The 19,097-nt window shown below is 70.5% G+C and carries 17 protein-coding genes; 10 read left to right on the top strand and 7 right to left on the bottom strand.

What is annotated here, in order from left to right; genetic code table 11:
• Positions 1–10 precede the first annotated feature (10 nt).
• Positions 11–424 carry an arsenate reductase ArsC gene (locus tag ACTWQI_RS08425; protein WP_443268982.1) on the bottom strand — a complete coding sequence of 138 codons (414 nt, stop codon included), beginning with the start codon at positions 422–424 and terminating at the stop codon, positions 11–13.
• 75 nt (positions 425–499) lie between these two features.
• Here ACTWQI_RS08425 and ACTWQI_RS08420 point away from each other — a divergent pair, with 75 nt between their 5' ends.
• Together ACTWQI_RS08420 and ACTWQI_RS08415 are read left to right on the top strand one after the other, a co-directional pair.
• A complete protein-coding gene (locus tag ACTWQI_RS08420; protein WP_443268980.1) occupies positions 500–814 on the top strand; it encodes an ArsR/SmtB family transcription factor in 315 nt (104 codons plus the stop codon).
• A 31-nt stretch (positions 815–845) separates the two neighbouring features.
• Positions 846–1,649 carry an aquaporin gene (locus ACTWQI_RS08415; protein ID WP_443268978.1) on the top strand — a complete coding sequence of 268 codons (804 nt, stop codon included), beginning with the start codon at positions 846–848 and terminating at the stop codon, positions 1,647–1,649.
• Positions 1,650–1,764: 115 nt separating this feature from the next.
• Here ACTWQI_RS08415 and ACTWQI_RS08410 read toward each other — a convergent pair whose 3' ends face one another.
• Both ACTWQI_RS08410 and ACTWQI_RS08405 read right to left on the bottom strand, forming a co-directional pair.
• Positions 1,765–2,520, bottom strand: a complete 756-nt coding sequence (locus ACTWQI_RS08410; protein ID WP_443268976.1) for a fibronectin type III domain-containing protein — start codon at positions 2,518–2,520, stop codon at positions 1,765–1,767.
• 5 nt (positions 2,521–2,525) lie between these two features.
• Complete coding sequence (locus tag ACTWQI_RS08405; RefSeq protein ID WP_443268974.1) at positions 2,526–3,128, bottom strand: hypothetical protein; 603 nt, start codon at positions 3,126–3,128, stop codon at positions 2,526–2,528.
• 274 nt (positions 3,129–3,402) lie between these two features.
• On the opposite strand from ACTWQI_RS08405, the gene ACTWQI_RS08400 reads away from it, so the two are divergent.
• The 5 genes from ACTWQI_RS08400 to ACTWQI_RS08380 all read left to right on the top strand — a co-directional run bounded on the left by ACTWQI_RS08400 (position 3,403) and on the right by ACTWQI_RS08380 (position 7,640).
• A complete protein-coding gene (locus tag ACTWQI_RS08400; RefSeq protein WP_443268972.1) occupies positions 3,403–4,200 on the top strand; it encodes a class I SAM-dependent methyltransferase in 798 nt (265 codons plus the stop codon).
• A gap of 119 nt (positions 4,201–4,319) precedes the next feature.
• Positions 4,320–4,787, top strand: a complete 468-nt coding sequence (locus tag ACTWQI_RS08395; RefSeq protein WP_443268970.1) for an SRPBCC family protein — start codon at positions 4,320–4,322, stop codon at positions 4,785–4,787.
• 85 nt (positions 4,788–4,872) lie between these two features.
• The gene (locus ACTWQI_RS08390) at positions 4,873–5,181 is read left to right on the top strand and encodes a hypothetical protein (RefSeq protein ID WP_443268968.1); all 309 of its coding nucleotides are present in this window, start codon (positions 4,873–4,875) and stop codon (positions 5,179–5,181) included.
• Between the two features lie 457 nt (positions 5,182–5,638).
• Entirely contained in the window at positions 5,639–6,436 is a 798-nt protein-coding gene (locus tag ACTWQI_RS08385) for a tRNA-dependent cyclodipeptide synthase (protein ID WP_443268966.1), read from the top strand.
• Positions 6,417–7,640, top strand: coding sequence for a cytochrome P450 (locus tag ACTWQI_RS08380; protein ID WP_443268964.1), 1,224 nt, complete (start codon positions 6,417–6,419; stop codon positions 7,638–7,640). The genes ACTWQI_RS08385 and ACTWQI_RS08380 overlap by 20 nt, the downstream gene beginning before the upstream one ends.
• Positions 7,641–7,908: 268 nt before the next feature.
• Here ACTWQI_RS08380 and ACTWQI_RS08375 read toward each other — a convergent pair whose 3' ends face one another.
• From ACTWQI_RS08375 to ACTWQI_RS08360, 4 genes are all read right to left on the bottom strand, one after another.
• Positions 7,909–8,412, bottom strand: coding sequence for an ATP-binding protein (locus ACTWQI_RS08375; RefSeq protein WP_443268962.1), 504 nt, complete (start codon positions 8,410–8,412; stop codon positions 7,909–7,911).
• 266 nt (positions 8,413–8,678) lie between these two features.
• A complete protein-coding gene (locus tag ACTWQI_RS08370; protein ID WP_443268960.1) occupies positions 8,679–9,446 on the bottom strand; it encodes an enoyl-CoA hydratase/isomerase family protein in 768 nt (255 codons plus the stop codon).
• Between the two features lie 50 nt (positions 9,447–9,496).
• The gene (locus ACTWQI_RS08365; RefSeq protein WP_443268958.1) at positions 9,497–10,747 is read right to left on the bottom strand and encodes a L,D-transpeptidase; all 1,251 of its coding nucleotides are present in this window, start codon (positions 10,745–10,747) and stop codon (positions 9,497–9,499) included.
• A 188-nt stretch (positions 10,748–10,935) separates the two neighbouring features.
• Complete coding sequence (locus tag ACTWQI_RS08360; RefSeq protein ID WP_443268956.1) at positions 10,936–12,156, bottom strand: Ig-like domain-containing protein; 1,221 nt, start codon at positions 12,154–12,156, stop codon at positions 10,936–10,938.
• A 239-nt stretch (positions 12,157–12,395) separates the two neighbouring features.
• Between ACTWQI_RS08360 and glgX the strand changes: the two genes are divergently transcribed.
• From glgX to ACTWQI_RS08345, 3 genes are all read left to right on the top strand, one after another.
• Positions 12,396–14,792: a glycogen debranching protein GlgX gene (gene glgX / locus ACTWQI_RS08355; RefSeq protein ID WP_443268954.1), complete on the top strand. Its 2,397-nt coding sequence runs from the start codon at positions 12,396–12,398 to the stop codon at positions 14,790–14,792.
• 79 nt (positions 14,793–14,871) lie between these two features.
• On the top strand, positions 14,872–16,890 hold the full coding sequence (locus tag ACTWQI_RS08350; protein WP_443268952.1) for an ABC transporter ATP-binding protein: 2,019 nt from the start codon (positions 14,872–14,874) through the stop codon (positions 16,888–16,890).
• Positions 16,887–18,944 carry an ABC transporter ATP-binding protein gene (locus ACTWQI_RS08345; protein ID WP_443268950.1) on the top strand — a complete coding sequence of 686 codons (2,058 nt, stop codon included), beginning with the start codon at positions 16,887–16,889 and terminating at the stop codon, positions 18,942–18,944. Before ACTWQI_RS08350 ends, ACTWQI_RS08345 begins: the two co-directional genes overlap by 4 nt.
• Positions 18,945–19,097: the final 153 nt, after the last annotated feature.

The following is a 19,097-nucleotide window of genomic DNA, read 5'->3' as shown; positions in this document are numbered from 1 at the left end:
AGCATCTCGCTCAGGAGGCGGGTTCCGGGGCGATCTCGGCGATCAGGTTCTCGATGCGGGTCCTGATCTCGTCGCGGATCGGCCGCACAGACCCGACTCCCTTGCCCGCCGGGTCCTCCAGCTGCCAGTCCAGGTACCTCTTGCCCGGGAAGACCGGGCACGTGTCGCCGCAGCCCATGGTGATCACGACATCCGAGGCCTGGACGGCCTCGACGGTCAGCACCTTGGGAGTCTCGGCAGCGATGTCGATGCCGACCTCCTTCATGGCCTCGACGGCAGCCGGGTTGACCTGGCCGGCCGGGGCGGAGCCGGCGGAGCGAACCTCGACGCGGTCGCCCGCCAGGTGCGTCAGCCAGGCGGCGGCCATCTGCGAGCGGCCGGCGTTGTGGACGCACACGAACAGGACAGAGGGCTTCTCGGACATCAGGATGTGTCTCTTCCTACGAGGGCCGAGGCAGGCTGGTGGCATCAGCAACGACTGATGTGAGACTATCAGCTCATGATGACGTCAGTCGACACTGACCTGATCCGGGTCCTCGCCGACCCGCTCAGGCTGCGCATCGTGACCCTGCTCGCGAACGAGACGCTGTGCACCACCCACCTGGTGGAGGAGACCGGTGCCCGGCAGACCAACCTCTCCAATCACCTGAGAGTGCTGCGCGAGGCCGGGGTCGTGGAGACCGAGCCCTGCGGCCGCTTCACGTACTACAAGCTGCGGCCCGATGTCATCGAGACCCTGGCGGGCGCCTTCGCCGAACTCGCCGCCACCGCCCGCTCCACCGCCGAGGGCGGTCTCAAGCGCGCGTGCCCCTGACGCCCAAGCCCTGACCCTGTAAGGAGTCCTGTTGAGCACCACCGAGGCCAGAGGCGAGAGCCCCGCGGATTCCCCCGCGGGGTCCGCTGTACCGTCCCCCGCCACCCAGCCCACGCCCGAGGCAGCGACTCCACCGCGCATCCCGCTGGTTCGGCGGGCGGCGGCCGAGCTGGTGGGCACAGCGGCGCTGGTCGCCGTGGTGGTCGGCTCCGGCATTCAGGCCACCGAGCTGAGCCGGGACGTGGGCGTGCAGCTGCTGGCCAACTCCCTCGCCACCGTCTTCGGGCTCGGGGTGCTCATCCTCCTGCTCGGCCCGGTCTCCGGCGCCCACTTCAACCCGGCGGTCACCCTGGCCGAATGGTGGACCGCACGGCGCGGCGGGTCGGGCGTGAACGGCCGGGAGGCGGCCGCGTATCTCCCCGCCCAGATCGTCGGAGGGATCGGTGGCGCGGTCCTGGCCGACGCCATGTTCGGCCGGCCGCTCATCGAGTGGTCCACCCACGACCGGTCGGCTGGGCATCTGCTCCTGGGCGAGGTCGTCGCCACCGCCGGGCTCATCCTGCTGATCTTCGGGCTCGCCCGCTCCGACCGGCTGAGGTTCGCCCCGGTCGCGGTCGCCTCGTACATCGGCGCCGCCTACTGGTTCACCTCCTCCACCTCCTTCGCCAACCCGGCCGTGACCATCGCCCGCGGCTTCAGCGACACCTTCGCCGGCATCGCACCCGGCTCCGTCCCCGGCTTCGTGGCCGCCCAACTCATCGGCGCCGTCGTGGGCCTGGCCCTGGTGACCCTTCTCTTCGGACGCGGACCCGACGACTCCCCTCCGGGCAGCTGAGCCACTGAGACAAACCCGGGAGGCAGCCCACCCCGCTCGGCGGCGTCCCGTCCGGCACCCTGCAGCCGCGGCGGTCGCTGGTCGCCGGTCGCCGGTCGCCGGTCGCCGGTCGCCGTCAGGACGGATCGGAACCCGTCGTGCGGTGCACCACGTTCGACTCATCGCCGTAGTAGTAGGCCCGGACGCGGTAGGTGGCCCGCTTCTCGTTCGGAAGGGTGATGAGGCCCGTGGAATCGATGTCCGGGTCGACGACGGCGGCGACCGTGAAGTCCGCGTCCCCGTCGGGCCGCACCTCGATGAGGTAGCCCTCCTCATCACGGGCACGGTCGGTCCAGGTGAGGCGGATGCCGTTCGCATGCATGACCGTGGCTTTCAGCTCGGTCGGACGGGCCGACGCCGCAGTGTCCGCGTTCCTGATCGACCGCGCCCGGCCGTGTTCCCCGCGGATCGTCCGGGGCACCGCCCACTTGTGATCGCTCTTGCGGTCGCGCTCGCTCAGGCCCCCTTCGGGCAGGGTGATGTGGACCGCGCGCGACGCCGGTCCGTAAAAGGAGCGCAGCCGGTAATAGAAGGTCGTCTTCGGCATCAGGTCAGGATGTGTGAACGTCGTCCGGCCGGGCGGCAGGAACTGCAGAATGGTGTACCGGCCCTTGCGTTCGGTCGCGAACTCGACGACCCGGCCGGCGGCTCCCGGGTCGCGACCGCTCCAATGCAGCGTGACGTCGACGGGTGAGACCATGGAGGCCGCCAGCCGGGTTTCCGGCTTCCGTGCCGACGGCCCCTCGGACGGCACTCCTGCGCAGCCGGCCAGTCCAGCGGCCGCGAGCAGCGCTGCCGCCAGGCTCCGGGCTACGACACGCGTGGTGCCCATCTGTCCTACTTGCGCCAGAACTTGATGTCGCTCCACTCCACGGTGATGGGGCCTTGGCCGCTCATCGTGCGGTAGGCGCCGAGCTTGTCGTAGAAGCTGCCGGAGATGCTGCTGGTCTCATGGCGCTTCGAGCCGTTGATGTACGTACGGTGGCTGCTGCCCACCTGGTGAACGGTGTTGACCCGCACCGACGTCCCGACCGTCGCACCGTCGTGGATGGTCGTGCCGCCGTGCACCGCGTACAACCTGCCGCCGCGCTCTGCGGCGAGCATGAAGTACGCACCGCCGTCGGGGGATTCCCGGAACGTCTGCTTGAGACTGATCCGGGAGCCGCCCATGCTGGTGATCTTGAAGTGGCCCTCGAACTGGTGGGTGCCGCCGGTGTACGTGTCGTACCGCCGCTCGGCGCGCTGGTCATCGCTCTTGGTGTCGCAGGTCAGTTGGAATGTCAGGTTGCTGACCTGGCCGCAGCCCCGCTCCTGAACTTTGAACGAGGGCGACTTCGACGTCCATCCGCCCGGCTCAACTTCGGCATAGGCACTCGGGGCCGCCATGAGCACCCCGCAGATGCCCGCCACCCCCGCGAGCACTCGACGTTTTCCCTCCACGTTTCCGGCTCCTTCCCACGGGATCCTGTCCATGTTGGTGAACGCCGAGCCAGTAGCTGAACACCATGAGGCAACGTAGGAGCGTGTTGTGTACGCGTCAATAGTTGCGGACGATGCTATTCAGCCCCGTGAGACTCCGGTCCCGGCGGCCCCCGAGGCGCGAGGGAAGGGCACCGGATCCGAGTGTTCTGATGTGGTTCGGGCAGATTCCGGCGCTCTTTCTCGGCTACGCTCCCTCGGGGGGTTCCGATACCCACGGCACGGAGAGATCGTCATGCGCGAACAGGCTGCGCCGAGCCTTCTGAAGAACCGAACGAGCCTCGCCCACAAGGTCGGGTACGCGCTGCGGAACCCGCAGCGGATCTCGCCGTATCTGCGGCGGGCGGCACGCGACGCCTGGCTGCGGGCCAAGCACCGCGACCACGTCTCGTACTACCGGGCGGTGATGGCATCGGACGCCGCCCGGTCACCGCAGGCGGCCGTGGGCAGCGCGACGCAGGAGCGCTGGCTGGCGCTCGGACAGATGCAGTTCGACTACCTCACCGAGCACGGCCTGAAGCCGCAGGACCGGATGCTCGAGATCGGCTGCGGCAATCTGCGCGCGGGCTGGCGCTTCATCGACTACCTCGAGCCCGGTCACTACTACGGGATCGACATCTCGCCGGACATCCTCATCGAGGCCAAGAGGACCCTCGTCAGCTACGGCCTGCAGGACAAGCTGCCGCATCTCACCATCGCGAACGATCTCACCCTGGACTTCCTCCCCGACCACTGGTTCACCGTGGTGCACGCACACAGCGTCTTCTCCCACTCGCCGCTGGAGGTCATCGACGAGTGTCTGGCCCATGTCGGCCGGGTGCTCGCTCCGGGGGGCTTCTTCGACTTCACCTTCGATCGCACCGAGGGCACCGAGCACCAGGTGCTCCGTGAGGACTTCTACTACCGCACCGAGACGCTGACCTCACTGGCCGAGAAGTACGGTCTGACCGCGCGGTTCATGGACGACTGGGAGCAGCGCAAGCACGGCCAGTCCAAGATCCGCGTCACCGGCCCGCAGCCCGTCGAGCCGTAGCCCCGGCACCCTCCGCGTACGCCGCCGTGCCGAGGCGCCCGATGCGGCCTCCCGTCGAGTAGCGAGGTCCTGGGCGGGGTGCCAGGGTGGTGATGAACGGCAGGTGTCAGGAGAGGGCCATGAGTGCTACCCAGGTCGTCGTCGAGCGGCGGATCGCGGCCCCGGCCGAGGAGGTCTGGCAGACACTGACCGATCTCGAGTCCGCGCCCGAGGTGCTCAGAGGTGTGGAGCGGGTCGAGGTGATCACTCCCGGACCCTTCGCCGAGGGCACCCGGTGGCGGGAGACCCGGCGCATGTTCCGGCGGCAGGCCACCGAGGAGATGTACGTGACGGCGGCCGAGGAGCCCGATCGGCTGGTCGTCGAGTCCGACGCGCAGGGTGCGCACTACGTCTCCGAGTTCACCCTCACACCGGAACCCGAGAACGGCGGCACCCTCGTGCGCATGGCCTTCTCGGCGACGCCGCCCGGCGGGGTGTCAGGGGTGCTGATGAGACTGTTCGGCGGTCTGGGCGCGAAGACGGTGACCAAGGCGATCGAGAAGGACCTCGCCGACATCGCCGCCCATGTGGAGCATCCCGCCGAATGACCGGCCCCTGCGCCAGGCCCGGTCGGATGGGGGTGGACCGGCCGGAGCAGCGCGGCTGTCAGTGGCGGCACCTACGCTCCGGAGCATGGGTTACGCAGAGCTGCGCGAACTCCGCACCGCGCTGAGCACCGCTTCCGACCTCGCCTTCGGTCTGGAGGCCGATCCGTCCTCCCACCAGGCGGACCAGCTCGTCGAGGCCCTGCGGCGGGCGCTGGCCGCGGCCACCTCGCTCGGATCCGCGCACGGCGCCACGGGATGCCCCGAGCATCCGCGGGGTGCCGTGGACCCGTTGTACGGCGACCCGGAGGACCCGCTGCCGCCGGGATACGGCAAGTGCCTGCTGTGCAACGACCGCAGACGCCGGGCCGGCACCCGGCACCGGCTGCGGAGCTGACTTCGCTGCCCCCGGTGACGCCCCCGGTGACGACAGGCCTCGGCCTCGCTGGAGTCCAGCCCAGAACGAGCCTTCCAGGTCGCCGGTTCTCTGCAGGTGGGAGCCGATTTGCGAGCCTCGAGGACCGCCGGTAACGGAGATTTCCGGCCCCACCTAGCGCTATTCCGGCCAAACCAGGCGCCCGAACCGTGACTCTCCGCTGATCGCAGGTAACTTCATGCGCGCTGCCGCCACACCAGGAGCGCACGGCTCCCAGGGACTTGCGGCACAAGGGGTGAACTGCCATGCGCCGCCTTATCCGGTGGCTGACGTCGGCATCGCGACTCGCGCTCGCCTCCCGCTGTACGCGGACGAGTTCACCCGCACTCCTCTAGGCCGCCCGAGCCCGGGCCCGGCGTACCTGACGTACCCCCTGAACCGATCCTGCGTACCGACGATGCGACAGGGAGGCCCCGCCATGGGGGAATCCACGGCAACACTGACAACTGAAGAATTCGAAGTCCTGCCCTTCACCACGGCCTGCCGAGATATCTGGGAGGAAGGCGACCATGCCCTTATCGGAGTGAGCCCGGGCAACAGCTATTTCAGCGCCCAGCGCATCTCCGCGCTCGCCCGCTGGGCGGCCCGCCGTTTCCGGCGAATAGATTTCGTGTACGCGGATCTGCATGTCGACGCGATGTTCCAGGCCCTCGGATATACGCCCGAACACGCACGCCGGCGGGCCTCGAAGGAGATCAAGGCGGTACGCCGCCGGGTGCTGCGCGGGATCGAGGAGGCCGGCCCAACGAACCAGCAGGACCAGCAGGACCAGCAGGACCAGCAGGACCAGCACACCATGCGGGTCCATGCGCTGTCCGACTTCGAGCACGACGCCACCTACCGGCTGTTGCACCGTCGCGTCCGGCACATCCTTGACGTCGACGAGGAATTCCGCCGGGGCTGCGAGCGCATGGCCGACCTCTTTCTCGGATCACGGCTGGACGACGGACGCCCGCCCACGGCGGAACAGCGTCGCGTATGCCTCGACTACATCACGGCGGAACTGCCTTTCTTCGTGGACACCCCCAGCATTCTCGGGGTGCCTTCCTCCGTGTCCTGTTATCACGTGCTCATGCCGCTCACCGAAGTGCTCTACGCCCGCGGCGGCGGACTGCGGGCCATGCGAAACCAGGCTTACGCCATCGTACGCCCGGAGATACCGGAAAGCCCCGAAGGCTTGGAAAGGACGTCGCACGATGACCGTCGAGCAGCATGAGCAGCCGGACATCCGGTTCGAATTCCCGCTGTCCCGCCGCGGCGACACCCTGCCTCCGGAGTGCGCCTGGCTGCGCGAGCAGCGCCCGGTGGCCAGGGTGCGAACGCTGACCGGTGACACCGCCTGGCTGGTCAGCAGCTACCACCTGGCCAAACAGGTCCTGGAGGACGAGCGGTTCAGCCTCAAGGAGACCGCGGCACCCGACGTGCCCCGGCAGTACGCCCTGACGATCCCGCCCGAAGTCGTCAACAACATGGGGAACATCAACAGCGCCGGGCTACGTCAGGCCGTGATGAAGGCGCTCTCCCCACGCTCCGACCGCGAACTGCCCGGCTGGCTCCGGCAGCAGGCCGACTCCCTCATCGACGCGATCGTCGCCGAAGGCGCTCCGGCGGATCTGCGGGCGGGCTTCGCCGACCCCATCTCGGCTGCGCTGCACTGCCGGGTGATCGGCGTCCCCCTCGCCGACTGGCGACGGCTGATGTCCGGTCTGGACACCGCCTTCATGACCAGCGCGCAGCCCTTCGAGGGGGCCACGGCCAACTGGCACAAGGACCACGGCTACATGGTGCGGTGGCTGCGCAAACAGAGGTCGGCCGCCCCGGGCGAGCGGTCCGGGCTGCTCGGCGCGCTGGCCGGGCTGCGTGACTCGGCCGAGCGGGACGGGCTCACCGACGACCTGCTCGCCACGGTCGCGGTGTCCCTGTTCGGCGCGGGCGCGGTGAGCACCTCCGCCTTCCTGGTGCACGCCGTCCTGGCCCTGGTCCGGCACCCCGACCTGATCACCCGGCTGCACGAGCACCCGGAGCTCATCGGCCGTGCGGTCGAGGAGCTGCTGCGCTACAACCTGTCCATCGGGGACGGCCTGCCCCGGCTCGCGATGGCAGATGTGCGGCTCGGGGACGTGGAAGTCAAGGCGGGCGAGCTGGTGCTCGTCCTGGTCGAGGGGGCGAACTTCGACCCCGAGGTGTTCCAGGATCCCGACCGGCTCGACATCGACCGCGATGCGAGCGGCCATCTCTCGTTCGGCGCGGGCCGCCACTTCTGCCCGGCCTCGGCGCTGGGCCGGGCACACGCGGAAGTCGCCCTCGCGGCGCTGGTGGACCGGCTGCCGCGGCTGCGACTGGCGGTGCCACTGGAGCAGCTGGTGTGGCGTACGGGCTTCATCAAGCGCGTACCGGAGCGGCTTCCCGTGCTGTGGTGAACCCGGCTCCCGTCTGAACTCGGCCTTCGTGCAATCCGCCCACCCGGGCCCCGGCTCACCGATGACCCCCGTGCAGCGGTGAACCGGGGGCGGTGTCCCAGGAGCCGCCGTCCGCTGCTGGGACACCGCTTCGGACGGGCTCCAGGTTCTCAGGACGGTACGGGGTGGTGCACGTCGTTTTCCGGCGGCGAGCCACTCGCCAGACACACCGCCGGGCTGCTGCTCCCCGAGACGGCTGCCAGAAAGGAGGATCAGTGCAGGACCCGATTCAGCCGTCGGTGACGCGCATCTCGAACCAGGTGATCTTGCCGCGCGGCAGCAGGTCGACACCCCAGCGGTCCGACAGCTTGTCCACGAGCAGCAGCCCGCGGCCCGTGGTGTCGAGTGCGTGCACCGGCATCAGACAGGGCAGTCCGCGCGACGGGTCGCGCACCTCGGTCCGGATCCAGCCCCGCCGGTGCAGCATCCGCAGCCCGAAGGTACGGGCGCCGGTGTGGCGCACCGCGTTTCCGACCAACTCGGAGACGAGCAGCACGACATGCTCGGTGCGCTGGGTGGAGAGCGACCATTGGCACAGCGCGACCGACTGGGCCAGCCGGCGGGCCGTGGCAGCGGACTCCGGGCGCGAGGGGAGCCGCACTTCGTCGTCCGCCGGATCGCCGAACAACTCCAGCACCCTGAATGCCTGTTCGTGCTCGACGGTCGGCACCCATCGCCCAGCGGCTGTGCCGGTGCGCCACCGCGGCTGTTCCACTCCCTCGAGGCCCGACATGCCCCCATCATGGCGGGCCCGCGCGAGGTCGCGTGCGGTAAATGACGGAATTCTCATCCGGCGGCACTCGGTTCCGGACGCCGCCGGACGCATATGCCGCTGGCAGGCCAGGCGCCGCCACAACCCCTCTGAGCTGCGATGACGAACGATATGCGCCCGGTCTCGCAGCGGCGGTTCGCAGCTGCGTTCACGGTCTGCTCACGGCGCATCAATTCGCTCGCACGGGGCAGCCGCGAGCCCGGCGCAATCGTCGAACTTCACTGGTTTTAAAGGAACTTGGCCTTTCCGGGGCCTTCCTCTACGAAGCTGCGCATGCCGATCGTGCGGTCCTCCGTCGCGAACAGCCCGGCGAACCAATTTCTTTCGATGGCAAGTCCGGTGTCGATGTCCGTCTCCAGCCCGGCGTCGACGGATTCCTTCGCCGCCCGCAGGGCGATGGCCGGTCCCTGGGCGAGCGAGGTGGCCCAGCGGTGTGCCTGCGCGTACACCTCGTCGGCCGGAACGACCCGGTCCACCAGACCGATCGCCAGCGCTTCGTCGGCCTTCACATGCCGGCCCGTGAAGATCAGGTCCTTGGCCCGGGAGGGGCCGACGAGCCGCGGCAGGCGCTGGGTGCCGCCCGCGCCGGGGATCAGCCCCAGCAGGATCTCCGGCTGGCCGAGCTTCGCGTTATCGGCGGCGATGCGGATGTCGGCGCACAGCGCCAGTTCGCAGCCCCCGCCGAGCGCGTAGCCGGTGATCGCGGCGACGACGGGCTTGGGGATGCGGGCGACGGCGGTGAAGGAGTCCTGCAGGGCACGTGACCGGGCCACCATGGCGGCGTGGTCCATGTCCTGCATCTCCTTGATGTCCGCGCCGGCCGCGAACACCTTCTCCCCGCCCCACAGCAGCACGGCGCGTACGTCGTCGCGGCGGGTGACCTCTTCGGCCAGCTCACGCAGCCGGTCCTGGGTGGCGATGTTCAGCGCGTTCATCGGCGGGCGGTCGAGCCGGATGGTGCCGACGCCGTCGGCGACCTCGAGATGCACAGTCATGGGGGAAGGTTAGCCGCCGCCGGTACGGCCGCCCGCGGCGCCGGCCCGCCCTACTGCGGCGCCTTCCACTCCGCCCAGTCCATGTTCCAGACGTTGAGCCCGTTGTCCGGCTGGATCTCCTTGTCCTTGGAGTTCTTCACGATCACCACGTCGCCGATGATCGAGTTGCGGAAGAACCAGGCGGCCGGCGTGCTTTTGTCCCGTCCGCCCCGCACATCGTGCAGCCCCACGCAGCCGTGGCTGACATTGGCGTTGCCGAACGTCCACTTGCCCATCCAGTAGTTGCCGTGGATGAACGTGCCGGACGTGCTCAGCCGCATCGCGTGCGGCACGTCCTTGATGTCGTACTCGTCGCCGAAGCCCACGGTGTCGCCGTTCATCCGCGTCACCTGGTACTTCTCACTGATCACCATCTGGCCGTTGTACGTGGTGGTCTTCGGGGCGCCGGCGGTGATCGGGATGGTCTTGATCACCTTGCCGTCGCGCTCGACGGTCATCTTCTTCTTCTTGGCGTCGACGGTGCTCACCTGGCTGCGGCCGATCGTGAACGTCACGTCCTTCGCCTGCTCGCCGAACACGCCGGGCCGGCCCTCGACTCCGTCGAGGTTCAGACTGAGCGTCACCTCGGTGCCCTTGGCCCAGTACTTCTCCGGCCGGAAGTCCAGCCGGTCGTTGCCGAACCAGTGGCCCTCGATGGGCACGGACGGCTTGGCCGTCACCTTGATGGCCTTCTCGACCGCCTCGGTGTCGGTGATCCCCCTGCTGAACTTGATCGAGACCGGCATGCCCACGCCGACCGTCTGCCCGTCCTCCGGCGTGAAGTAGCCGATGAACGTGTCCTTGGGGACGAACGTGGTGAAGCTCGCGTGCTTGGCGGACTCACGCCCCTCGGAGTCCTTGGCGATCGCATCCACGGAGTACTTCGTGGAGGAGCTCAGATGCCCGGTCGGCTCCCAGAGCGTGCCCTTCTCGGTGATCTCTCCCTTGACCCGGTTGCCCTGGGAGTCCTCGACCTTGACGGACGTCAACTTGCCCTTCTCGGCGGTGACCTTGAGCACTCCGGTGGTCACCACGTCGTCGGCGCCGTCCTTCGGGCTGATCTTGACGATGGCCTGCGACGCCTTCGTATCGACACCGCCCCCCTTGCCATCGCCCTCGCCGGCGACTCCACCGGAGCGTCCGCCTCCGCCGCACGCCGTGACCGCAAGCAGCAGCGCGCCGCTCACCATGGCGAGCAGGGCCATGCCCCGCTGCCGACTCCGCCGTACGCCCGACGCCCCCGATATCGGCTGCACGTTCACCTCGAACTCCCCTCGCACAGGCCGCAGGCAGAGCCGGACCCGCATCCCCCGCGCACGACCGACAGCGTGCACGTCGCCAGATAACCACACCGCCTTGACAAAGAACTCCCCGTGAATGTCACGGATCAGTCCCAAGTCATGGCCATGGGTGGTCGGTACGGGGCACAGGCGGGGAAGCAGGGCGGGAATCAGTTCAGGGCCGAGCCGGCCCGCCACCGCCTCCAGGTCACGTTCCAGCCCCCGAGACCGTTGTCCGGTGCCACCGTGCGATCGGTGCTGTGCACCACCCGCACCACGTCTCCGATCAGGGAGTTGTCGTAGAACCAGCGCGCCGCGGTGGCCCTCCTGCTGCCCTGCACGTCGTGCAGCCCGACACAGCCATGGGTCGTGTTGGCGGTGCCGAAGATCCGCGGCGAGGTCCAGTAGTTGCCGTGCAGGAACGTTCCGGACGCGGTGAGCCGCAGCGCGTGCGGTACGTCCGGGATGTCGTACTCACCGCCGAAGCCGACGGTGTCCCCGTTCATCCGCGTCACCTGGTACTTCTCACTGATCACCATCCGGCCGTTGTAGGTGGGCGTATCGGGTGCCCCCGCCGTGATGGGCAGCGTGGTGAGCCTCCTGCCGTCGCGCAGCACGGTCATGGTGTGCGCCGCCGCGTCGACCGTGCTCACCTGGCTGCGGCCGACGGTGAAGCTCACCGTCTTGTGCTGGATGCCGCGCATCCCCGGCGCCGCTTCGAGCCCGCGCAGCCGCAGCCGTACGAAGACCTGGGTGCCGGGCTTCCAGTACGTACGCGGGCGGAAGTCCAGCCGACGGTTGCCGAACCAGTGGCCGACGACCGGCACCGACGGGCGGGCGGTGACCCGGATGGCGCGCTCGACGACGGCGCGGTCCGCGATCGGCCGGTTGAAGTCGAAGGAGACGATCATCCCCGTGCCGACGAGGGAGCCGTGCTCGGGCCGGAAGTAGCCGATGAAACGGCGCCCTGGGACGAAGGTGGTGAAGGTGGTGTGCCGGGCGGCACGACGGCCGTGGCCGTCGAGGGCGACCACGTCCACCGCGTACTTGGCGGCCGGCGCGAGCTCGCGGTCGCGCGCCGGACGCCAGCGCAGCCCGTCCTGGGTGATGCGCCCCGGTACGGGATCGTCGTACGCATCCCCGACCCGGGCCACCCGGACCCGCTCCAGTCGTCCGTCCGGCACCGACACCTCGAGCCGGGCCCGGGCCGCCACGCCCTTGGCACCGTCCACCGGGGTGACCCTGATGGCCTGCTCCCGCGACGTCGACGCGGCGTCGATCCCGGTCGCGGACGGGCCGCAACCCCCCGCCGCAGCCACGGCCGCGGCCAGCGCGACCGCGACGGCGTAGCTCACCCCTGCGCGCCGCGCGCGCCTGTCTGCTCTCCTCACGCGGAACCCAACGATCACACCCCGGCGGGGGAAACGTGAGGGCGGGTCCCCGAGCGGGCAGAACAGGGGGAAGAACCGCGAGCCGGGAGACGCTCCGGAAGGGACGCCGGGTGCACTCCCCGGGCGGCGGCCGTCCCAGCGCCGACGGCCCGCCACCGCCAAGGCTCGACGTCCGTATGGACTGTTCCTCCTCGCCGCGCCGGCAGGAGGGCACCGCCGCGAGCCCCGGAGGCGAACACGTGTCGAGCGCACCCGAGCACGAGGCAGCCAGGGGAGGCCCGGACGCTGGACTCCACCGCACGCCGGAGGCGGCCGGGACCGCGGCGAACGGCGGCGGGGGCGAACCGGGCGGCACGGACGCGGCCGCGTGGGCGGCGGGCCGTACAGCCGCCGGGGCCGGGACGAGCAGCGGCCCGGGCCGGGTGGCAGGCGCCCAGGCCCGGCCGGGCAGCCCGCAGCCGCTCGGGGCCCGGTTCCGGGTCGGTCCCGACGGGGTGGCGGGGACGAACTTCGCCCTGTGGGCGGGCGGGGCCGAGGCGGTGGAGCTGTGTCTGTTCGACGCCGAGGGCAACGAGACGCGCTGTCCGCTGGGCGAGCTGACCCATGAGATCTGGCACGGCTTCGTGCCCGGCGTGCGCCCGGGGCAGCGCTACGGATTCCGGGTGCACGGCCGCTGGGACCCGTGGACCGGAGCGCGCTGGAATCCCGCCAAGCTCCTGCTCGACCCGTACGCGCGGGCGGTGGACGGCGATTTCGGGGGCTCGGCCCGCGGCGGAGCCGCTGACGGGCGCAGCGTCCCCCGCGGGAGTCGCAGCGGTCTTCTTCCGGAGGTGTACGGACACGTACGGGACTGGCCGGAGCAGCATGTCGCCGACACCGTCCGGGACGACCGCGACTCGGCGCCGTACGTCCCCAAGGGCGTCGTCGTGTCCGACGACGACGACTGGTCCGACGACTACCGTCCCAAGACACCCTGGGCCGACTCGGTCATCTACGAGCTGCATGTGCGCGGCTTCACCATGCGGCACCCACGGATCCCGGCCGAACTGCGGGGCAGCTACGCGGGGCTGGGCCACCCGGCCGCGATCGAGCATCTCACCCGGCTCGGGGTGACGGCCGTCGAACTGCTGCCGGTGCATCAGTTCGCGCACGAGGACCATCTGCTGCGCCGGGGGCTGCGCAATTACTGGGGCTACAACTCGATCGGCTACTTCGCACCGCACGCCGCCTACTCCGCCTCCGGAACCTGCGGGCAGCAGGTCGGCGAGTTCAAACAGATGGTACGGGCCCTGCACGCCGCGGGCATCGAGGTCATCCTCGACGTGGTCTACAACCACACCGCGGAGGCAGGCGAGTTGGGGCCGATGCTCTCCCTGCGGGGCATCGACAATCGCGGCTACTACCGCCTCCAGGCGGATCCCCGCCGCTACGCGGACTACACCGGCTGTGGCAACACCCTCCATGCCGGCCGGCCCAATGTGCTGCGCCTGATCACCGATTCGCTGCGCTACTGGGTGGCCGAGATGGGCGTCGACGGCTTCCGCTTCGACCTGGCGGCGGCGCTGGCCCGCTCCATGCACGACGTGGACATGCTCTCGCCGTTTCTCGCCGTGATCGCGCAGGACCCCGTGCTGCGCCGGGTGAAACTGATCGCCGAGCCGTGGGACATCGGCTCGGGCGGCTATCAGGTCGGGGCCTTCCCGCCGCTGTGGACCGAGTGGAACGACCGCTACCGGGACGCCGTACGGGACTTCTGGCGCGGCGCACTGCCCGATGTACGGGACCTGGGGTACCGGCTGTCCGGCTCCAGCGACCTCTACGCCTGGGGCGGCCGCCGCCCGTACGCCTCGGTCAACTTCGTCACGGCCCACGACGGCTTCACGCTGCGCGACCTGGTGAGCTACGAGCGCAAGCACAACGAGGACAACGGCGAGGGCAATCGCGACGGCACGAACGACAACCGCTCCTGGAACTGCGGGGCGGAGGGCGAGACCGACGACCCCGCGGTACTCGCCCTGCGCCGCCGCCAGCTGCGCAATCTGCTGACCACCCTGCTGCTGTCGACCGGGGTGCCCATGCTGGTCGCGGGTGACGAGCTGGGCCGTACGCAGCACGGCAACAACAACGCGTACTGCCAGGACAACGAGATCAGCTGGGTGGACTGGTCGCTGCTGGAGGACCCCGGCTGGCACGCGCTGACCGAACTGGTCTCCCGGCTCGTCGCCCTGCGCCATGCGCACCCGGTGCTGCGCCGCCGCGCCTTCTTCTCGGGGCGGCCACAGGGCCCCGACGGGCTGCGGGACATCGCCTGGTTCACGGCGGAGGGTCAGGAGATGACCGAGGCCGACTGGTATGCCCCCACGGCGACCCTCGGCCTGTACCTCTCGGGCCGCGACATACCGCAGCGCGACGAGCGGGGCGAGCCGGTCCTGGACGACAGTTTCCTGGCGGTGCTTCATGCCGACCCCGAGCCGGGGCGCTTCACCCTCCCGGAACCCCCGTGGGGGGCGGAGTACGAGCTGCTGGTGGACACCTCGCGGGAGGACCAGTCCGGTCCGCCGGGCACGCGCCACCCGGCGGGCTCGTACGAGGTGCCGGAGCGATCGGTGTTGCTGTTCCGGGCGCTCCCGGGCTGACGAACCGTCGGTGCGGCGGGGGCGCCCGGCGAAGAAATCGGATGAGGCGTGTCAGTGGCGAACCGTAGTCTCACTCCTGATGACTGCCACGCGCCCCGAGCCGAAGCCGACGTCCGACTCCGCCGCTGAACGCTCCGCGAGCGAGCGTTCGGCGGTGCGCACGCTGCTGCGGCTATGGCCGTATGTGCGGCCGGTACGGGTGCGGCTGTTCACGGCGGCTCTGGTGGCGATCGTCGCGTCCTGCCTGGGGCTGGTCATTCCGCTCGTGCTCAAGTGGATGGTGGATGGTCCGGTCGCCGCGCGGGATCCGGGCGGGGTGTGGCTCGGAGGCGGGTATCTGCTGCTGCTCGGGGTCGCGGAGGCCGGGCTCTTCGGCCTGCGGCGCTGGCTGGTGGCCCGGCCGCTCGCCGGGGTCGAGGCCGCGATGCGCGAGGATCTCTACCGGCACCTGCAGCGGCTGCCGGTCTCTTTCCACGACCGCTGGCCGTCGGGGCAGCTGCTGTCCCGGGCCACGACCGATCTGCAGCTGCTGCGGATGTTCCTGGCCTTCCCGCTGACCTTTCTGCTCGTGAACGGCACGACGATCCTGGTGGGAGTCGCCATCCTGCTCGCCCAGGAGTGGACGCTCGGGCTGGTGCTGCTCGTGCCGGTGGTCCCCCTGCTGATCCTCTGCTCGTGGTTCGAGGCGCGGTACGCCCGCGCCGCCCGCACGGCCCAGGACCAGGTCGGTGAACTGACGACGGTCGTCGAGGAGGGCGTCCTCGGCATCCGCATCATCAAGGGCTTCGGGCGCCATCACAGCCAGGTACGGGCCTTCCGCTCGCTGTCCCGGCGGCTGCGCGGCACGGAGCTGCACAAGGCACGGCTGCTGGCGGGGCTGTGGGCGCTGATCCTCACCCTCCCGGAGATCGCGATCGGCGCGGCGCTGGTGCTGGGGACGGTCCGCGTCGCGGACGGCGAGCTGTCCGCCGGAACGCTCGTGGCGTTCCTCTCCACGGCGCTGGCGCTGCGTTGGCCGGTGGAGTCGATCGGCTTCCTGCTGGCGATGAGTCAGGAGGCGGCGACCGCCACGGAACGGTACTTCGAGGTCATGGATGCCCCGGAGCCCATCGATGCTCGCGCATCGGGCGCCTCCGGGTACCGCGCGGAGATCCCGCCTGCGGCCGCGCACCGGCGTCGGCCGCGGGTGCGGAACCGGTCCCAGGACGCTGTAACCGGCGACCCGGCCGAGGGGCCACCGGAGCAGGTCGGGCCGCTCGGCTCGTACGAGGGAAGGGCGGATGGGCGGGAGACACCCCGCCCGGAGGGCGGACTGCGGTTCGAGGGCGTCGAGTTCCGGTATCCCGATGCGCCCCCGGACACCCCGCCCACCCTTCACGGAGTGGACCTGCACATCCGGCCCGGCGAGACCATGGCCCTCGTCGGCGCCACCGGCTCCGGCAAGACCACCCTCACCGCCCTCGTCCCCAGACTCCACGACGTGACGCGCGGCCGGATCGCCCTCGACGGCGAGGACATCGCCGCGATCCCCCGGTCCCGGCTGCGGGAACTGGTCGGGGTCGCTTTCGAGGAGCCCACGCTCTTCTCCACGACGGCAGCCGAGAACGTCCTCATGGGCGCGGACACCGCCGACGACACCGACCTCCGGCGTGCTCTGCAGGTCGCGCAGGCCGACTTCGTGGACCGGCTGCCCCAGGGCCCGCAGACCCAGGTCGGCGAGCAGGGCTTGAGCCTGTCGGGCGGCCAGCGGCAGCGGCTCGCACTGGCTCGTGCCGTGGTCGGCCGTCCGCGGTTCCTCGTCCTCGACGACCCACTCTCCGCGCTGGACGTCCACACCGAGGCACTGGTGGAGGCCGCCCTGCGGCAGGTGCTTGCGACGACGACCGCGCTCGTCGTCGCGCACCGCCCGTCCACGGTGCTGCTCGCCGACCGGGTGGCCCTGCTGTCCGGTGGCCGCATCACCGCGGTCGGCACCCACCGCGAACTTCTGCACGAGGTCGCGGAGTACCGCGACCTCATGGCGGGCGGGCCGGACGACGACCACATGCCTCGCCGCGCACCGGACCCGTCCGCCGCCGAAGGAGGATCCCCGCGATGACATCCGCAGGCACCGGAGATCCGGCCCCTGACAACGACGACGGGAATGTCGCGGTCGACGCGTCCGCCCCCGTCGCAGGAGGCGGGGTGCGCACGGCGGTCGGCTCCACCGGGCCGCCCGGCACCGCCCCTGACGCGGCGGCCGTGCCCGGGGACGCGGATGTCGGCGAGGCGTCGGCCCGCGCCAACGGCCGGACCGACACGGGCTCCACCGTGTCGCACAGCGGCGCGGACTCCCGCCCGGCCCGAGATGACCCGCCGTCGGGCGACCCCTTCGACCGGGACGTGCTGCCCGCGCCCAAGGGGGCGTCCCGGGCGCTGTTGATGTCCCTGCTGCGCCCGCACCGGGTGCGTGTCCGGGTGGCCGCCGTCCTCCTGCTGCTGCAGCAGGCCATGCTGCAGGCGGGCCCGCTGCTGGTCGCGGTGGCCATCGACCACGCCGTCCCCGCGGTCCGGCGGGGCGCGTACGGTCCGCTCACCGCCGTCGCCGCCGCGTACCTCCTCTGCTCGCTCGCCTCCGGTCTTCTCCAGTACGCGTTCGTCCGGGCCTCGGCCCGGATCAGCCAGGACGTGCTGCTCGAACTCCGCGGCCGGATCTTCCGCCACGCCCAGGCGCTGAGCGTGGACTTCCACGAGCGCTACACCTCCGGCCGCCTCATCTCCCGCGCCACCACCGATGTCGAGTCACTGCGCGAACTCCTCAACGAAGGCCTGGAGGAGTTGCTCGGAGTCGCCCTCTCGGTGGTCTACATCTCCGCTCTGCTGCTGTATTTGGACTGGGGGTTGGGAGCGTGCGCCGCGCTGTCCTTCGGGCCGCTGTATCTGCTCGTACGGTCCTTCCGGCGTCGCTCGATGGCCGTCTACGGGAAGCGGTCGACAGCCATCGCCGCCGTCATCGTGAGGTTCGCCGAGACGATGAACGGCATCCGGCCGGTGCAGGCGTTCCGCCGCGAACGGGCGAACGACCAGGCGTTCCGAGGGCTCAACCACCGCCACGAACGGGCGAACGGCGATGCGATCCTGGAGATGGCCCGCTACGTGGTCTCGTCCAGGCTGGTCGCCAACGTCGCCGTCGCGGCGATCGTCCTGTGGGGTGCATACCGGGTGGCGGCCGGGGGGCTCGCCCTGGGCGTGCTCGCCGCCGCCGTGCTGTATCTGCGACGCCTGTACGACCCCATCGACCATCTCGCGATGTTCCTCAACTCCTACCAGTCCGCGGCCGCCTCCCTGGAGAAGATCGCGGGCCTGCTCGCCACGCGGCCGTCCGTACCGGAACCGGAAGCTCCGAAGCCGCTGCCGGACCGTGCCTCGGACGAGCCCGGGCGCGAGGTCGTCTTCCAGGGCGTGCGCTTCGCCTACCGTACGGGCGGCGAGGTCCTGCCTCGATTCGACCTGGTCCTGCCGGCCGGGCAGACCACCGCCCTCGTCGGTGCGACGGGCGCGGGCAAGTCCACGCTCGCGAAGCTCCTCGCCCGCTTCTACGACCCGACCGAAGGCCGGATCCTGCTCGACGGGGTGGATCTGCGCGATCTGACGGGCCCGGAGCTGCGCCGCGGGGTCGTGATGGTGACCCAGGAGGCCTTTCTCTTCTCCGGCACGGTCGCCGAGAACATCGCGCTCGGCCGCCCCGACGCCGACCGCGAGGAGATCGTGCGCGCCGCCAAGGCCATCGGCGCGCACGCCTTCATCGCCTCCCTGCCGGACGGCTACGACACCGATGTCCGCAAGCGGGGCGGCCGGATCTCCGCCGGCCAGCGCCAACTGGTGGGATTCGCCCGCGCGCTGCTCGCCGATCCGGGTGTGCTGATTCTGGACGAGGCGACGTCATCGCTGGACATTCCGGGCGAGCGGGCGGTGCAGCGGGCGATGGGCACGGTGCTGCGCGGCCGTACGGCGGTCGTCATCGCGCACCGCCTGTCGACGGTGGAGATCGCCGACCGGGTGCTGGTGATGGCCGACGGCCGGATCGCCGAGGACGGCACTCCGGACCACCTCATCGCGGGCCGCGGAGCCTTCGCCTCCCTGCACCAGGCATGGCGGGACAGCCTGGTCTGACCGGGCGGCACCGTGTAAGTACCCGCGCGCGAGCGCGCGGCACGCCCCCGCACCGTGAACGCATCGTGAAGCGTTCGTTATGCGGGCACCGCTCTGTGACCAACGGACGTTTCCGGCCAACTTGTTGCCGTGCCCCTGACATCTACCTGACGG

The sequence above is a fragment of the Streptomyces sp. KR80 genome, assembly GCF_052245555.1.
GTDB lineage: Bacteria > Actinomycetota > Actinomycetes > Streptomycetales > Streptomycetaceae > Streptomyces.
The sequence above is the reverse complement of the archived record's forward strand: the minus strand, read 5'-3'. Positions and strand labels throughout refer to the sequence as shown.

Coding starts and splice junctions, on each gene's coding strand:
- ACTWQI_RS08425 (WP_443268982.1), bottom strand. CDS start 424: ATGTCCGAGAAGCCCTCTGTCCTGTTCGTGTGCGTCCACAACGCCGGC.
- ACTWQI_RS08420 (WP_443268980.1), top strand. CDS start 500: ATGATGACGTCAGTCGACACTGACCTGATCCGGGTCCTCGCCGACCCG.
- ACTWQI_RS08410 (WP_443268976.1), bottom strand. CDS start 2,520: ATGGGCACCACGCGTGTCGTAGCCCGGAGCCTGGCGGCAGCGCTGCTC.
- ACTWQI_RS08400 (WP_443268972.1), top strand. CDS start 3,403: ATGCGCGAACAGGCTGCGCCGAGCCTTCTGAAGAACCGAACGAGCCTC.
- ACTWQI_RS08395 (WP_443268970.1), top strand. CDS start 4,320: ATGAGTGCTACCCAGGTCGTCGTCGAGCGGCGGATCGCGGCCCCGGCC.
- ACTWQI_RS08390 (WP_443268968.1), top strand. CDS start 4,873: ATGGGTTACGCAGAGCTGCGCGAACTCCGCACCGCGCTGAGCACCGCT.
- ACTWQI_RS08385 (WP_443268966.1), top strand. CDS start 5,639: ATGGGGGAATCCACGGCAACACTGACAACTGAAGAATTCGAAGTCCTG.
- ACTWQI_RS08380 (WP_443268964.1), top strand. CDS start 6,417: ATGACCGTCGAGCAGCATGAGCAGCCGGACATCCGGTTCGAATTCCCG.
- ACTWQI_RS08375 (WP_443268962.1), bottom strand. CDS start 8,412: ATGTCGGGCCTCGAGGGAGTGGAACAGCCGCGGTGGCGCACCGGCACA.
- ACTWQI_RS08370 (WP_443268960.1), bottom strand. CDS start 9,446: ATGACTGTGCATCTCGAGGTCGCCGACGGCGTCGGCACCATCCGGCTC.
- ACTWQI_RS08350 (WP_443268952.1), top strand. CDS start 14,872: ATGACTGCCACGCGCCCCGAGCCGAAGCCGACGTCCGACTCCGCCGCT.
- ACTWQI_RS08345 (WP_443268950.1), top strand. CDS start 16,887: ATGACATCCGCAGGCACCGGAGATCCGGCCCCTGACAACGACGACGGG.